This window comes from Parapedobacter koreensis (genome assembly GCF_900109365.1).
In the GTDB taxonomy this organism is placed as follows: domain Bacteria; phylum Bacteroidota; class Bacteroidia; order Sphingobacteriales; family Sphingobacteriaceae; genus Parapedobacter; species Parapedobacter koreensis.
The window spans coordinates 63,016-78,571 of record NZ_FNZR01000004.1; the positions used below are offsets into that span (position 1 = coordinate 63,016).

Consider the following 15,556-nt stretch of genomic DNA (forward strand, 5'->3'; position numbering starts at 1 on the left):
TTATTGTATCTGTACTTGAATATCTTTCTTTCTTGGAAATGTAATTTTGCGAGCAAGCTTATGGGAAGGCTTTTCAACAAATAAATAATACAACCAAGAAACTAATAATGATAATACAATTGCTAGTAGACATAAAAACGGGCTGTTTGTTAAGTCCAATCCGCTATGAAAGTTTAATTCAACAACGGTTAAGCAATAGGCATGCATAAGGTACAATGAGTAACTCATTTGGCCACCGTAAGCCAGAAGTTTGTTTTCATTGCGATTCGTATAATAAAAAATCTCCGTTTTAAGCCAATAGAAAACCAAGATGGAAAATATTGGAAGTGTGTAGACGTAAGCAATTCCTACATGGAATCTGAGTATTGAGCAAATTGATGCTGCACACCAAGATATCAATCTGTACGCCCATACCTTTTGGTATGAGGGTAAGTAGGTGTAGTTTTTCTTCGTAAAGACATCTGCCAAAGCTACACCGATTAGCCACGTTGGAAGACCTACTATCCAGGTTATCGTGAATCCGTTTCTATGGAAATCTCCGTTGTATTCAATTGAGTTTGAGGAGTAGTTTATCGATACAATATAGCTTAGTATGAATGATGCGATTAGAATCTGATTGAAATAATTTTTTTTGTATTTTAAGAAAATAGGATAGAGGAAATAGTAAATGAGTTCACAAATTAGACTCCAGACTACGCCCATAAACAGATTTAATGTGTAATGATAAATAGCCATGGCTATTATAGCTGGTATTGCTATTCGGGTAACTCGTTTAGCATAAAATTCTATGATATTAATGCGTTTGCCGGTCGCGTAAGGGTAATGAATAACAAACCCTGAAATAACAAAAAAGGCAATCACTGCTGCGATACCGACGAACGCGTTGCCAATTATTGCATTCACGTACGCTAATTGGGGATATTTTTCAATGTAAGTTTGGTCAATAAGTGGAAACGCACCGTGTCCTAAAAGAACGATGCCTGCTAAAATAAATCGCAATGAATCTAATCCAATTACTCTTTTCATTATACCTACAGTTTTGTTTTTAAACACAACTTTTGACGCGATACAACACCTTAATTATCGGATTGCGAATTTCTTTTTCAGAAAATCCCGATAAGCTAATTCAATACCATCATTTAGGTCGGTTTTATGTCTCCAACCAATGTTGTGTAATTTGCTTACATCCATGAGTTTGCGGGGAGTGCCGTCAGGTTTGGTGGTGTCAAATTCCAATGCGCCTTGGTATCCGACTGTTTTTTTGATGAGTAGAGCCAAATCTTTAATGGACAGATCTTCGCCTGTACCGATATTGACCAGTTCCCGCTCACTGTAATGATTCATTAGGTAGACGCATGCTTCGGCTAAATCCTCAGAGTACAAAAACTCCCGCATGGGTGTACCGGTACCCCAAATCGTTACAATGGGTTTATTTTTTTCTTTGGCCTCATGAAAGCGGCGAATGAGTGCAGGTAATACATGGGAATTGTTCGGATGGTAGTTGTCACCGATACCATAGAGGTTGGTGGGCATTGCGCTAATGAAATCGCAACCGTATTGGTCACGGTAGGTTTCACATAATTTGATGCCCGCAATCTTTGCAATGGCATATGGCTCGTTGGTCTGCTCTAATGGGCCTGTAAGCAAATATTCCTCTTTTAGCGGTTGAGGAGCAAACTTAGGATATATACAACTGCTGCCGAGAAATAAAAGCTTTGTGACCTCATATTTGTAAGCCGCATGGATGACATTGGTCTCCATAATAAGGTTTTCGTACAGAAAGTCTGCCCGATAAGTATTGTTAGCCATGATACCACCGACTTTGGCCGCAGCAAAGAAGACGTATTCAGGTTTTTCAGTGGCGAAGAAATCTTCTACCGCTTGCTGATTGCGGAGGTCAAGCTCATCGGAAGTTCGGCAAATCAAGTTTGTATACCCCTGTTGTTCCAAATGACGCTTGATGGCGCCACCCACCATGCCCCGATGACCTGCGATGTAGATGCTGCTGGTTGTTTCCATATGTTATGATAGCAATTGCTATTCTTCTTGCTTTGCGATAGTGTGCCTATCGTTAATTCAAGTTTTGACATACCGCCCAGCCTGTTGGTTTAGGCGACTTTTGGGTATGATCAAAACCGATAAGTGAAGCCTACTTCGACGAGATGCAGGCTTTTATTGTCCCGCTGAAGTGCCAAAACACCCTGATAACCCAATGTAAACTCCAGCCCAAACTCTGCTGAAAAACCAACAACGGGATTGATAGCTGGACCGACGGACATGTCATACCCGATATACGATACGCCGGCATTGCCCTCAACGAAAAATTGATCACCACCAGTGACCGGGCCGATATACTGATAGGTATCGTAGAAATAATACCGATAACCACCCATAAGATGGGCTACGGTAATATTGGCGTATTTGCCTTGATCAAATACCGTGAAAAAGCCGCCTGTGGAATCCGGCGTGTGTGTGATTTTGCCTGTGATGAGGAACCGCCCAGATGTCCTATATCTGGGAGGAAATAGCCACTTCGCATGTCCACTAATGCCGAAACGTGCTTCGCCAGTGTTGTAGTTTGCCGCCAAGCCGATGGCCAGCCGATCTTCCAATACACCGCCTTGCCGCCACGATTGGGCTGTCACTTTTCCTTGGTATAGTAAACTACTCAACAACACGAGATAAATCACTTTTTTCATATCCGATACGATTTGGAAACTAATGTTTCCAAATGTACGGCATATTTTGCTTTGTTATTTAATTTTTTACCCAAAATTTCCACCATGGTTTGTCTTTTTTTCCATTGTCGTAATAACCATAACCATATCCATACCCGTATCCATATCCATAACCATAACCACCACCTCGTGGTTTAATGTCATTGATTAAAATCGCCAATTGCTTGATTTTGCCACTCCGGTATAAGTCTTCCGCGATTTGCAATTGACTTTTGTACGTGCGTCGCTGGCGAACCACATAGATGGAAAGGTCGGCATGCTGGCTAAGCAGCTGCGCATCGGTAACGAGCCCAACTGGTGGCGTGTCAATGATGATATAATCAAACGACGCGCGTAAATTTGTCATCAATTCATTAAGCCGGTTACTAAGTAATGTTTCTGCCGGATTTGGTGGGATGGGACCGGAACCAATTAGAAATAAGTTGTCGTGCACACCGGAAGGAGCAATGACGTCCGACGGAGCAAGTGACGGGTCGATGACAAAGTTCGTGAAGCCGACTTTGTTTGCAAAGTCTAGTTTAACGGAAAGGTTCGGCTTGCGCAAATCCATTTCCATGACAACCACGCGTTTGCCCGATAGGGCAAAGACCATAGCCATATTGAGCGCCACGAAAGATTTGCCCTCGCCGCTCATGCTGGAGGTAAGCAGCATCACTTTGGCCTGGGGATCCTTGAGGTAGAAGGTGAGGTTGGTACGCAAAGCACGGAATTGCTCCGCGATAGCGGTACGCGATCCGGGTGTAACCACTAGAGTCTCCCGGATACCGCTGTGTGCAATTTCACCAACAATGGATACCTGCGTACGCTTGGTAATATCTTCTCGGCTTTCAATACGGGTGTTCGTGAGGTCGCGTAGGTAAATGATCGAGAATGGAATGGCCAAGCCAACCAACAAACCGGTGAGTAAAATACTACTACGCTTAGGACTTAGCGGTGCACTGGCGGACTTGGGTGGATCAATCACCCGGCTATTGGAAATGGTCGCCGTTTTGCTGATGGCTGTTTCCTCGCGGCGCTGCAAAAGGAAGAGATACAATTCTTGTTTAATTTGCTGTTGTCGCGCAAGATCGAGGTACGTCCGTTCGACGGCAGGTACGTCCCTCACCTTGCGATCCAATTGTCCAGTTTTTTGACGTAAACTGTTGCGGGTAATCGTGAGCCTTCGGCGAGTATTATCCAAGTTGGCGAGCATATCCTGTCGCAACGTATTGAGTTGCTGATTAAGCGTTTTAATGGCAGGGTTGTCCAGAGTGGCGCTTAAAAGCCGTCTATCCCGTTCCAATACCAATGCATTGTATTGAGTCACCTGCCCATTGAATACGGCATCCTCCGGGATGACGGCATTGGGTAGGACCCGCTCGTTGGCCTGACCGGATAAAAGCGTAGTAACGGTGTCCAGAATGTCCAATTGCAATTCCACTTCAGCTAATTGCTTGACGTACTCGTTGGAACTTTGCAGTAGCATTTGCGATTGTGCGGACATGTCAGCGAGTTGCCTATCTTGCCGGAATTCTTGGATATCGCCCTCCACGTCGCCCAGCTCCCGACCGACATAAAGTAGACGATTTTCAATGAATGCAATCGTGCTGTCGGCAATGGCATTCCGGTCGCGCAGGTTGTTTTCCATGTATTGCTGAATGACAGCATGGAGAATTTCCTCGCCTTTGCGTTGTAAGGGATAGCTAAACCCGAGATTAAGGATGGATACCTGCTTATTAATGGTTATCGATAACCGCCCCATATACTCACCTACTCGACCATCCAATGATGCAATGCTGAGCTTGTAAGGCCCTTCAATACTTCCAAATTGCGGCTGGGGAGAGATAAACACTTCACCGACACCCGGCAATCTTACCGAATTTCCGTACGTAACATCGATGGAAAAACCACCTTCTTGACGAATCTTTGCATGCTGAGCATCAAGAGCTTCAAGAACAAATGTGCCGCCACGTACAGAATCAGGATCTAACAGCATAATCTCGAACGGTGGGCGATGGATTTCAATATCCCGAACCCGGCCGGGGTGGTAATACTTGATCTGGGCATTGAGTTTACTAACCACTTGCTTCATTAAGTAACGCGTCTTGAACACTTCCGCTTCATTATCCACTGAATTGCTACCACCAAAATAGCTGGTGAGATTACCGCCACCAAAAGCTCCTTGCCCCATAGCATTAGCATTGCTTTGTTGATCCGTGACTAACACCCGTGCGTTGATTCGATAGATGGGTGTAGTGTAGCGAAGATGCGTGTAGGCTGCTATAAAGCCAATACCGCCACATAATACAAACCAATACCAGTGAGCAAGCAACTTTCTTACCAAATCAAAAATTCCTTGCCGGTTGTCGGTGCCTTGAGATTCAAATACATCGTCTTGCCAATCCTTCATGGACGATAGAAATAGTTATTTAAAGAAATCTAAAAAGTATAACCGATACTAATGATACGATTGATGCTGTAATGGCAACAATTTGTCTTGGCGTGTTATTAAGCGCTGCAAGCCGTCCTTTCCCAGGTTCGACATAAATGACATCATTCTGTTTAAGGTAAAAGTAAGGAGAACTAAACGTTTCATAAGTGGTAAGATTGAGCCGTACAAACTCTTTCTGTCCATTATTATCACGGATGAGTAGTACATTTTCCCGTTTACCAAAGAGCGTAAGATCACCCGCCATGCCGATGGCGTCCAATAACGTCACTTTTTCACTGGGTACCGTGTAGGTGGCTGGTTGGGCCACCTCACCGATGACCGTAATCTTAAAATTGGCAAACCGTACCTGTACAGTCGGGTCTTTGAAGTATTTGGATGCCGCTTCAGTAACCTGCTCGCGGACTTCCGATGTGGTGAGGCCCGCTACGTTGAACCTGCCTAACATGGGAATGGTAATTTGGCCATCCGTATCCACCAAGTAGCCGGCAGGCACGGAACTGGTAGTAGACGAGGTGCTTGAGGTAGCACCGACGATACCGCCGGATGGCTGATTGGTCGCCATGGCCAACCCACCATCGATGGTCTGGACGGTGACGTGGAGGATATCATCTACCTGTATAAGGGGTTCTTGATAGTCTGGAAGTTTAACACGTGGATCATCTATCGGAATGTTGCCAAAATAAACAATTTCCTTTCTGGACACGCAGGAACTCAATCCCGCCAATACACATAAATACAACAGACCGATCGTTATCCGGCGATTCACCATATTGCAAATAAGTCTAAATTTTTAATGTCATTCTTTTTAAACAGTCCATGCGCTTCACCGCTCAATACAAACTTCTCAATAGCCGCGAGGTGTTTGCGGTGGTGCAAGTCGGTGCCCACCAAATCCACCATCCCGCGCTTGAGCAAATACTGTGCAGCTTTCTGTACCTGCGCATTGTAATAACCAGTGGGTGAGAGTAGGTTCATCTGAAACAAACAGCCCAGCTCTTTGAGCCGCTGGTAACGCTCCGGTCGCTGGTGATAAAACAGGTACCGCTCCGGGTGGGCTAAGATAACTTTATAGCCCTTGACCTGCAAGTCAAAAATGTACCGATCGATCTGGGGATGCTCTACCATATAGGACATCTCAATGAGCAGGTGGTCATCGGGTAGCGTAAGCAGGTAACTCCGCTGCCAAGTGGCACCGAACGTATCGTCTACCATGTATTCGGCAGCGGCCTCCACGGTGACGCCCTCGGGCAATGGGGGCGTGAGTTGATCCAGTGCGATGCGGATAGTCGACGAGGTATTGGGATAGACATCACTGAAGATGTGGGGCGTGGCATAAAAATGCGACAAACCCAACGCTTGCAGGCGCTCAATGTAACCCACCGACGTGGCAACATCTGGACTGCCATCATCAAGGCCGGGCAAGAGGTGCGAATGGATATCCACGCCCATCCAACCGAGGCTGGTGTCATTTTTTGCCTTATTTAAGAATGTAAATACCCCCATTGCACAGAATACGATGTTGATTGAATGGTGACTGACATGACTGGCTAAAGATAAGCAAAAAACTATCAAGCCAGTTAAATTAATGTGCGTTTTCCTCGCCAACCAGCAGGTTGATGACGGTAAGAAAGACAATCCGTACATCCAGCATGGTGGTCCAATTTTCGAGATACCAAATATCGTGTGCCACACGCCGCTCCATCAGTTGCGGATTAGTGGTTTCGCCCCGGTAGCCATTGACCTGGGCCCAGCCGGTAATGCCGGGTTTGAGAAACTGTCGGAGCATATACTTATCAATAAGTGCGCTGTATTCTTCGGTATGCCGGAGCATGTGGGGCCGTGGGCCTACCACGCTCATGTGGCCAAGCCATACGTTGAAAAATTGCGGCAGTTCATCCAGGCTCGTGCGACGTAAAAACGCCCCGATACGGGTGATGCGATTGTCGCCGGGTGTGGCTTGTTTGCTGTCGCTCTCCGCATTGACGCGCATGCTCCGGAATTTGTAACACCAGAAGGGCTTATTGTCGCGTCCGCTGCGCTGCTGCTTAAACAATACTGGCCCAGGGCTCTCCAGCTTGATGAGCAGTCCGATAAGGGTATACAGCCAGCTGAGGATAAATAGGATGACCAGCGTGCTAAACAGCAAGTCAAAAATACGTTTCTTAGACCGCCCTTCGATCTCGTAAGCGGGCTCGTGGCGGATGCTCACTACCGGTACCGGGCCTAATAGACTTATTTCATAGGGCAGGCTATCCTGCCGCTTCAAATCCGGGACGAGCTTGACCCGCAGGCACAGCCGCTCGGCTTCTTCCAAAAGTGTAGCGGCCTGGGCAATGCGATGGGGTGGGAGTGAGACATACACTTCCTGGATACCCATGGCGACCGCGCGGGCGAATTGTTTCCGGGCGGCGGGCATCACTTCGCCGCGATCATTAACGAGCTGGGCATCGCTCTCGGCGAGGTAACCCTCGAAATGGAACAGCTTTTCATGGGCGCGGAAGTACCGCGCCAGCTGGCGCCCACCGTCGTTTTTGCCCATGATGGCCACTGTCTTGCGGATGTGGAAATGCTGGATGAGCATGCCTTGAAAAAAGGTGCCGACTAAGCGGCTGATCACCAGCAGCAATAGGAAGCTTAAATGAAAGACGGTAAGGAAAAATGCGGTATGGGTGGCGCCGGTATCGGCGATGATCAGGTAAAGTGTAAAGAGCGAGGCATGAATCCCGATGCTGCGCCACGTAGCCCGGTAGATCTTATCCAGGCTCACCACCGTGCCGTTGCCATACAGACTGAACAATCCGCTGGAAAATAACCAAAGCAGGTTGGCAATGGGCAGGTAAAACCGGAAAACCACCGATTCATTGAGAAAATAATGTTGCTCCGCGAGCATACTGGCCACCACAAAGGCACCATTGAGTAACAGAAAGTCGGAAAAGGCCAATACAAACTTCAAGAGATAAATGTAGCGCGTTTGCATGTCTTTCAAAATAATTTGTAGGGTACAGAACGAAAACCTGCAGCTGATTGCATTGCGAATTTACAAATAATAGTTAAATTTTGCTAACAATGCCAAAAATAATATCATCAACCATTGAAAATATATCAAATGTTGTGCCTAATTGGTAAATGGTGGTTAAAAATTAGTAAACGGGATATTATTTTTATATCAAATCCCGCTGGCAATTACCAGCGGGAGCAAAAATTAAGATTTTTATAAACAATTATAATTATTGCGTGGGCAACAATTCGTCGCATTTTTCAGAGAGGATGGCCAGGTTGGTGGCACCGGCATGCTCGCCGATAATGTCGCCGGGGGCGGTGCCGACGGTACCGCTATTATCTTCCTGTACGACATGGTCGCCCACGATCTTGACTTGATCACCCCAGATGGCCTTGAAGTCATACCGGACGGTCTCTGGGATGAGTAGCGTGGTGGAAATGAAACCATTGACCACGACACCAAGGAATTTAAATTCCGGAGAGCCACTGGCCCGATCGCGGTAGTATAAGTAAAACGTGGGCAATACATCCACCACTTCGGCCTGGCTGGGGCAGCGTACGTAAAGTTGCAGCGTCACCCGCGGGTCATTCACCGTGGATGGGTCGGCCAGCGTCATGCTCATACTGCCGCCGCAACTGGCGGTAAGGGCTTCTTCGCCGAGGACGGCTCCGCGATCGTCCTTCACACGGATAGTCACACCCGAGGTGGGCAGGTAGCTGAGCTGTATGGCATTGTACGTGGCGTTTATGGAGGCGGTGAAGCGATCAATCACCTTGCCGGCCATGACGGCTTCAACCGTGAGTGGGTAGGTGGTGCCGGTCTCAAACCAGGAGGTATTGAAGGTGATAGTGACTGGTTCAAAGCAACCTTCGGTGAAATTGCCGCTGAAAAACCACGTCAGGTGGTCGGTCTCGTAGCTGGAGAACAGCATATCGTCTGCCTGCGTGATGGTAGCTTGCTGATCATGATTCCACTGTACGTCGGCTACCACGTGGGTATATACGGAAAGAAGGTCGCCGACCTGGATCGGTGCGCCGGTAGCGAGGTTGTGAAACGCTTCGTCCACCTGCTGATCGATGCCAATGGGCTGGCTGAAATATTTGACCGGTGTGCCGTCTACAAAAAATTCGATGCTGGTGATTGCTGCCGGATTAAATGCGCCGGGGACCGGGGCAGTGGCTCCTTCGGGATAGACGTTGTTGGAGGTGAGCTTGCCACCGGGGAAAAAGGCCAGGGAGCTTTCTTTATCGGTATCCAGATTGACTATCAGCGCGGTGAGCGTGCTGCCATTGATCACATTACCGTTGGCATCCAGAAACTGGGTACCGGCGCGTAGGGTAATGCGCGTGGTTTGATTAACCGTTTCACTCAATGGCGTACTGAGAATGATGGTCTCGCCGATGCGGCCACTGACCAGGCTCACCGTGGGCCGGTAAACGGATACGCCCGGAGGCGCATCGCTCAGCCGGAGTACGCTCACGGCATGGAGGCTGGAGCGCTGCTCGCTGGTAATGATGATGGGGATGACCTGGGTAAGGTAGTCCTGGCCGCTTAATTGCACATAAAACGTGACGGGATTGCCTTCGGTGGGTTCATGCTGGGGGTGAACACCCAGGCCCAGCAGGCCATCACGAATCTGGAACTGCCGGTAGCCTTCCAGGTTGTAAATGGACTCGGCATCGTTGCCAAGGAGGGTCACGGTGAGGTTGTTTGCCGGATTGCCCTGGCCATCGGTAATCTGCAGTAGCGTCGTGTATTCCAGGATGGCGGAGCTGACAACTACGCGGACGTCTTTCAGGGGGTCTTCGCAGCTTTGTATGCACAAAAGTGCCACCAAGCTGAAGCTATACAGGAGGTATTTGGTAAATTTCATAACGAATGGTATTAGCTATAAAATGGGATGATAGACTACAGGGTGAAAAAATTGTAATTGATGCCGATCTGGATGTTGGGCAAGTAACGATAGTCGCGTACGTTGCGCTCGATGATGGGCTCGTTGGCCTCATTGCCCTGCAATAAGTTGGTGGCTACAATATTGACGCGTGGGCTGGAAAGCCGGTAGGCACCTGCAGACAGGTTGAAGGAAAACCGGTCGTCAATACGGATGTTGCCGAAGGCGATGCCGGCATAAGGGGCGACCGTCTTGGACCAGCTCACGGTGGTGGTCATCAGGCCCACATCTACCGGGCGCACGGCAATATCGCCATAGTAATAGTTTTCATTAAGCTCAGTATTGATGGTACCCCGGGCCTGGAAGAAGTAGCCGCCGCCAAGCTGGATGATGAGGTGGCTGAATGCGCCGTGCGCGCGGTAAAAGGGTACCCAACCCAGCAGTAAATGGGCATTGTGCAGCCGCGCCTTGGCGATAGACCGGGTCTCGTGCTCGCCGTAGGTGGCGATAAAGTAGGCGTCATATGGCATCAGATTGGCCCCGGCCTGGATGCCCAACGCATTGCCAAGGGGCTGGTAAATTTCAAGCCCCAGGCCGGCAGTGCTCAACAGGGTCCCAAATGACCATTTGTAAGCGGGATTTTCGCGCACGACGTTAAACGGATCCTGGGCATGGGCTGACAGCAGGCATAACACGCCTGCGATGAGCAAAGTTAGCTGTTTTTTCATAAGAAAACGTGAAAGAGGGGTTAATTGAAAAAATAAAGAGTTTATTAAAAACCGCGGTGTTTTTCATAGTTTTTTCTGAATTTTTCAGATTGGCAGTGCTGCCTTGTCGTAGAATCACTACAAAACTAATTATTTTTACTCCTAAGAAAGGAAATTGTTTGGAAAAAAGTAAAAAAAATTATAGGAAAAGGATCAATACGCATTTTCTTCGCCGCGGAACATATTAATAATGGTCATGAAAACAATCTGGATGTCCAGCATGGCGGTCCAGTTTTGCATGTACCAACGGTCATGGGCTACGCGCCGTTCCATGAGCACCGGGTTGTGGGTGGCACCGCGGTAGCCATTGACCTGTGCCCAGCCGGTAATGCCGGGTTTGACAAAATGCCGGGCCATGTATTTGTTGATGAGCTCCCGATAAGCCGCTGTATGGGCCAGCATATGGGGGCGGGGGCCTACCACACTCATCTCGCCCTTGAATACATTGATAAACTGGGGCAGCTCGTCCAGGTTGGTGCGGCGGAGAAAGCGCCCAATGGGGGTGATGCGCTGGTCATGCGGGGTGGCTTGCTGCTGGTCGCTATCGGCATTGACCTGCATGCTGCGGAACTTGTAGCACCAGAAGGGCTTGTTGTTGCGGCCGCTGCGCTGTTGCGTGAACAGCACCGGTCCTTTGCTTTGCAGCTTGATGAGGATGGCCAGCACGGGATAGAGCCAGCTTAATACGAGCACAATCACTGCCGTGCTGAACAGCAAATCGAACAGGCGCTTTTTGAACCGGTTGTGGATCTCGCTCATCGGCTCCGGTGGCTTGCTCAATACGGGAACGCTATCGAGGTAGCGAAGCTTATAATCGATGGCTTGATCGGGTACTACATAAGGAACCAGGTGAAGCCGTACGCAATGGTGCTCGGCAACCTCGGTAAGTGCCTCGGCCTGGAGGAAATGCTCTGGCTTGAGTGGAAGGTATACTTCGCGGATGCCGCTCACGGCTGCAGCCTGGAAATGCTGTCCAAAAAGCCCGACACGCAACTGGCCCTGTGCATCGATCACCAAACTATCATCAACGAGCAGGTTTTCCAACTCGTAATCTTGGCGGAATGCTTTGAAATAGGCACTCAACTGCTGCGCCATGGGATTGTCCCGGCCAATGACGGCGATGCGCTCGCGCATACCAAAGCGCCTGTCCAGCCTGAGGGTAAAATAGGTGCCGACCAAACGATTGACGGCCAACCAAACGGCAAGCAAGAGGTAAAAAAACAACAGAATCTGCTTGTACCCATGAAACTGGTCGGAAAAGAACAGCACACCATTAAAAAATAAAAAATGCCCAGCGTAATTACGGAACGTAGATCGGTAAATGGTAGGCAACGTGGACAGTGTATGCGCGCTGTAGGCATGGAACAGCAAGACCATCAGGAGCCATGCTAAATTGAGCAGGAGTAAATTTTGGTAATAAAACGGAAACGTATCGGCCGACCATACAGAACGGTGGCCTAAAAAGAGATTGGCTAAGGCCACGGCGGCGAAGAAGGAACCATTGAGGGTAATCACATCGGACACGATCGTGCCATACTTGATAAAAAAAGTGTAGCGAGTCTGCGGATGATAATAGTAAGGCTCCATAAGTTGATAAATCGTACCGGTTTATGGCAAAAACCAATTAACTGGTCGTTTAGTCAATCAAAATTACACGCAAATTTAGTTGTTCAACTAAAAAGTGTCACTGTAATGATCTTGCATCGGCGCAAATATACGATTAAATGTTTTCTGATACGCAAATTTTTTTCGTTTCTTTTTCAAAAGAGTCCCATTTGGCCATTGTCATCCATTTGGATGTCATCGGGATTGGTGATTTCCAAATCTATCTTATTGGTTTTTGGCGCGTCGGTAGCCGGGGGATCGGGAAGGTCGGTAACTGCCGGTGCTTCTGATGAGGGCGCTGGTGCATCGGGTACGGCATCTTCGGTGAGGAGCGTCACCTGCTGTACGTCGTGCACTGAAAGGCGGTTGCCCTGGGCTTTCATGCCCTTGACATCGATGATGGTAGTGAGGTCTTGCTCGATGGTATCGGGGGTCTGTGATTTGCCCTTGAGCACTTCTACGCGCACCACGGGGGTAGCGGCGGCGGTGATGAGCAGGAGCTTGGAGCCCGGCTCGTCATTGATGATGGCGGTACGCTTGCCGATAGGGGTGTCTTCAAAGGTGAAGCGCTTGACGTAGCATACGCCCGACTTGCCATCGCGGTGTACCACGCTGTATACATGCTGGGGCTGGTATTTTTCGATGCGGATGAGCTTGTCGTCAAAATGGTTGCTCAGGTCAAAACTGCTCAGTTCATAGGTGCCGTCTGCCATGACGGTGAGGATCTTGTCATCACCATCGAACTCACCGAGGTAGGTGCCCCGGCCATCGGCATTGAGCCGCTTGAGCACATCGTCAAACCAGATTTTGCGGCCAGCCAGTGTGGATACGCCCTTGCTCTTGAGGATGATTTTTTTGATGGGGTATTTCGTCACGATGTTGCCCTGGGAGCTGCGCCCCTTGATAGCGACTTCGGCAAAGTCCAGGTCAAACTGGAGCTTGCGCAGCTTGGAATGGGGCTTGAGCTGGATATTGACCACCTCGGCCTCGCCGTTGGGATTGGCCGTGAAGTACAGGGCCTTGGATCCTTTTTCGCCCTTGGTGAGATCGTACGCCTTGTCGCGGGTGACACCCACCACGGAGAAGCGCTTGACGTAGGATACGCCCGACTTGCCGTCGCGGTAGATGAGGTTGTATACGGTGCGGTCATCGCCTTTTTTGAATACAGCCACGTGGATGATGTCCTTACCAACGAACACTTTGTCCTGTATTCTGGTCACTAGGCATTTGCCATCGGCCCTGAATACGATAATGTCGTCTAAATCAGAGCAATCCGTCACGTACTCGTCTTTGCGCATGCTGGTGCCGATGAAGCCTTCTTCACGGTTGACATACAGCTTGGCATTGGCCAGGGCGACCTGTGCGGCTTCTACGCGGTCGAATGCCCGGAGCTCGGTACGGCGCTCACGGCCCTTGCCGTACGTAGCCTTAAGTCGCTCGAACCACGCGATGGCATAGTCGGTCAGGTGGCGCAGGTGGTGGCGCACTTTCTTGATTTCTTCTTCGAGCGCGGCCATCTGCTCATCGGCCTTTTTCACGTCAAACCGGGTGATGCTGCTCATCGGCTTTTCGATGAGTTTCTTATAATCTTCGGGCAGTATCGTGCGGTAAAACTGGGCGAAAAATGGGGTGAAGAGCCGGGTAAGCACCTGTACGACGGTGTTGAAATCGCCGGAGTTTTCATAGTCGGGATGCTTATACATGCCCTCCTGGATGAAAATTTTGAGCAGGCTGCTGAAGAAGATTTTTTCCTGCAATTCGTTGAGGCGGATCTCGAGCTCCTGCTTGAGCAGATCTTTGGTCTGCCACGTGTTTTCAATGAGCACGTCATTGACGCTCATGAAGTGGGGCTTGTCATCGCGGATGACGCAGGTATTCGGCGAAATGGATACCTCGCAGGCGGTGAAGGCATACAGGGCATCGATGGTGACATCGGGCGAAATGCCGGGTGCCAGGTGGATGATGATTTCGACGTTTCTAGCGGTATTGTCTTCGATTTTCTTGATTTTGATCTTGCCTTTGTCGTTGGCGGCGACCACGCTTTCGATAAGGCCGCCGGTGGTGGTGCCGTAGGGGATCTCGGTGATGGCGAGCGTTTTTTTATCGCGCTCCTCGATTTTGGCGCGTACGCGTATTTTGCCGCCGCGCTGCCCTTCGTTGTAAGCCGAGCAGTCGGCCTGTCCGCCGGTAGGAAAATCGGGCAGCAGGTTGGGGCGGCCACCCCGCAAGACCTCGATGGAGCCATCAATGAGCTCAATGAAGTTGTGGGGCATGATCTTGGTGGCCAGGCCCACGGCAATGCCTTCGGCGCCCTGGGCCAAAAGGAGCGGGAATTTGACGGGCAGCGTCACCGGCTCACGGTTGCGGCCATCGTAGCTGAGCTGCCACTCGGTGGTGTCGGGATTGAAGACCACCTCATTGGCAAACTTGGACAAGCGGCCCTCGATGTAGCGGGGTGCGGCGGCGGAGTCGCCCGTGACGGGATCGCCCCAGTTGCCCTGGCAGTCGATAAGCAGGTTTTTCTGACCGATCTGCACCATGGCATCACCGATGGAAGCATCGCCATGGGGATGGTATTTCATCGTATTACCAATCACATTGGCGGCCTTATTGAACCGGCCGTCATCCATCTCTTTCAACGAGTGCAAAATGCGTCGCTGTACGGGCTTGAGGCCATCGTGGATATGCGGGACGGCGCGATCAAGAATGACATAGGAGGCATAGTCCAGAAACCAGCTTTCGTACAAACCGGACAACGGGATGGTCTGGCTGCCGCCCGGTTGGTTTGGGTTATCTTCAGAAGTAGTGCCTTGGTTTTCTTGGGGTGTCAGATTCGTTTCGTCGCTCATTTAAACCTTTTTTTCACGGTGTAAAAATAGGAAAATTTTGGGAACCGCTTTTGGGGAAGAGGAGGATTAGCCGCTTTGTTCTTTGAAAAACTAAATCTGATGCTTATCTTTAGAATAGTTAACAATGTATTGTTATGAATAAAGTAACTTAGGAAAATACCTGGGTTTTTCCGTTTCAGAACCAATCGCCAGGAGAAGATCTCAAAACAACGCAACGGATAGAAGATTTACCTTTTCCTAAAACTTTCTTTTTAGGTCATTGTTTTTCCTACGA

11 protein-coding genes are annotated in these 15,556 nt (G+C 49.3%); all 11 read right to left on the reverse strand.

The annotated features are described in order from the left end of the window. The 11 genes from BMW65_RS11570 to BMW65_RS11620 all read right to left on the reverse strand — a co-directional run bounded on the left by BMW65_RS11570 (position 1) and on the right by BMW65_RS11620 (position 15,282). Positions 1-1,026: an acyltransferase family protein gene (locus BMW65_RS11570; RefSeq protein ID WP_090605558.1), complete on the reverse strand. Its 1,026-nt coding sequence runs from the start codon at positions 1,024-1,026 to the stop codon at positions 1-3. A 54-nt stretch (positions 1,027-1,080) separates the two neighbouring features. After that, entirely contained in the window at positions 1,081-2,019 is a 939-nt protein-coding gene (gene fcl / locus BMW65_RS11575; RefSeq protein WP_090605559.1) for a GDP-L-fucose synthase, read from the reverse strand. Positions 2,020-2,129: 110 nt separating this feature from the next. After that, a complete protein-coding gene (locus BMW65_RS11580) occupies positions 2,130-2,699 on the reverse strand; it encodes a hypothetical protein (RefSeq protein ID WP_090605561.1) in 570 nt (189 codons plus the stop codon). A gap of 58 nt (positions 2,700-2,757) precedes the next feature. Beyond that, positions 2,758-5,127: a GumC family protein gene (locus BMW65_RS11585; RefSeq protein ID WP_090605562.1), complete on the reverse strand. Its 2,370-nt coding sequence runs from the start codon at positions 5,125-5,127 to the stop codon at positions 2,758-2,760. Between the two features lie 19 nt (positions 5,128-5,146). Then, positions 5,147-5,938 (reverse strand): polysaccharide biosynthesis/export family protein, encoded by a 792-nt coding sequence (locus tag BMW65_RS11590; protein ID WP_090605564.1) that lies wholly within the window; start codon positions 5,936-5,938, stop codon positions 5,147-5,149. Further along, positions 5,932-6,672 (reverse strand): tyrosine-protein phosphatase, encoded by a 741-nt coding sequence (locus BMW65_RS11595; RefSeq protein ID WP_090605565.1) that lies wholly within the window; start codon positions 6,670-6,672, stop codon positions 5,932-5,934. Before BMW65_RS11595 ends, BMW65_RS11590 begins: the two co-directional genes overlap by 7 nt. A gap of 79 nt (positions 6,673-6,751) precedes the next feature. After that, positions 6,752-8,146, reverse strand: a complete 1,395-nt coding sequence (locus BMW65_RS11600; protein WP_090605567.1) for an undecaprenyl-phosphate glucose phosphotransferase — start codon at positions 8,144-8,146, stop codon at positions 6,752-6,754. 250 nt (positions 8,147-8,396) lie between these two features. Beyond that, on the reverse strand, positions 8,397-10,043 hold the full coding sequence (locus BMW65_RS11605; protein ID WP_090605568.1) for a hypothetical protein: 1,647 nt from the start codon (positions 10,041-10,043) through the stop codon (positions 8,397-8,399). A gap of 35 nt (positions 10,044-10,078) precedes the next feature. After that, positions 10,079-10,789, reverse strand: coding sequence for a hypothetical protein (locus tag BMW65_RS11610; RefSeq protein ID WP_090605570.1), 711 nt, complete (start codon positions 10,787-10,789; stop codon positions 10,079-10,081). A gap of 192 nt (positions 10,790-10,981) precedes the next feature. Continuing rightward, positions 10,982-12,415: an exopolysaccharide biosynthesis polyprenyl glycosylphosphotransferase gene (locus tag BMW65_RS11615; protein ID WP_090605572.1), complete on the reverse strand. Its 1,434-nt coding sequence runs from the start codon at positions 12,413-12,415 to the stop codon at positions 10,982-10,984. 173 nt (positions 12,416-12,588) lie between these two features. Continuing rightward, positions 12,589-15,282 carry a DNA gyrase/topoisomerase IV subunit A gene (locus BMW65_RS11620; RefSeq protein ID WP_090605574.1) on the reverse strand — a complete coding sequence of 898 codons (2,694 nt, stop codon included), beginning with the start codon at positions 15,280-15,282 and terminating at the stop codon, positions 12,589-12,591. Positions 15,283-15,556: the final 274 nt, after the last annotated feature.

Coding starts and splice junctions, on each gene's coding strand:
- BMW65_RS11615 (WP_090605572.1), bottom strand. CDS start 12,415: ATGGAGCCTTACTATTATCATCCGCAGACTCGCTACACTTTTTTTATC.
- BMW65_RS11590 (WP_090605564.1), bottom strand. CDS start 5,938: ATGGTGAATCGCCGGATAACGATCGGTCTGTTGTATTTATGTGTATTG.
- BMW65_RS11585 (WP_090605562.1), bottom strand. CDS start 5,127: ATGAAGGATTGGCAAGACGATGTATTTGAATCTCAAGGCACCGACAAC.
- BMW65_RS11605 (WP_090605568.1), bottom strand. CDS start 10,043: ATGAAATTTACCAAATACCTCCTGTATAGCTTCAGCTTGGTGGCACTT.
- BMW65_RS11570 (WP_090605558.1), bottom strand. CDS start 1,026: ATGAAAAGAGTAATTGGATTAGATTCATTGCGATTTATTTTAGCAGGC.
- fcl (WP_090605559.1), bottom strand. CDS start 2,019: ATGGAAACAACCAGCAGCATCTACATCGCAGGTCATCGGGGCATGGTG.
- BMW65_RS11600 (WP_090605567.1), bottom strand. CDS start 8,146: ATGCAAACGCGCTACATTTATCTCTTGAAGTTTGTATTGGCCTTTTCC.
- BMW65_RS11610 (WP_090605570.1), bottom strand. CDS start 10,789: ATGAAAAAACAGCTAACTTTGCTCATCGCAGGCGTGTTATGCCTGCTG.
- BMW65_RS11620 (WP_090605574.1), bottom strand. CDS start 15,282: ATGAGCGACGAAACGAATCTGACACCCCAAGAAAACCAAGGCACTACT.
- BMW65_RS11580 (WP_090605561.1), bottom strand. CDS start 2,699: ATGAAAAAAGTGATTTATCTCGTGTTGTTGAGTAGTTTACTATACCAA.
- BMW65_RS11595 (WP_090605565.1), bottom strand. CDS start 6,672: ATGGGGGTATTTACATTCTTAAATAAGGCAAAAAATGACACCAGCCTC.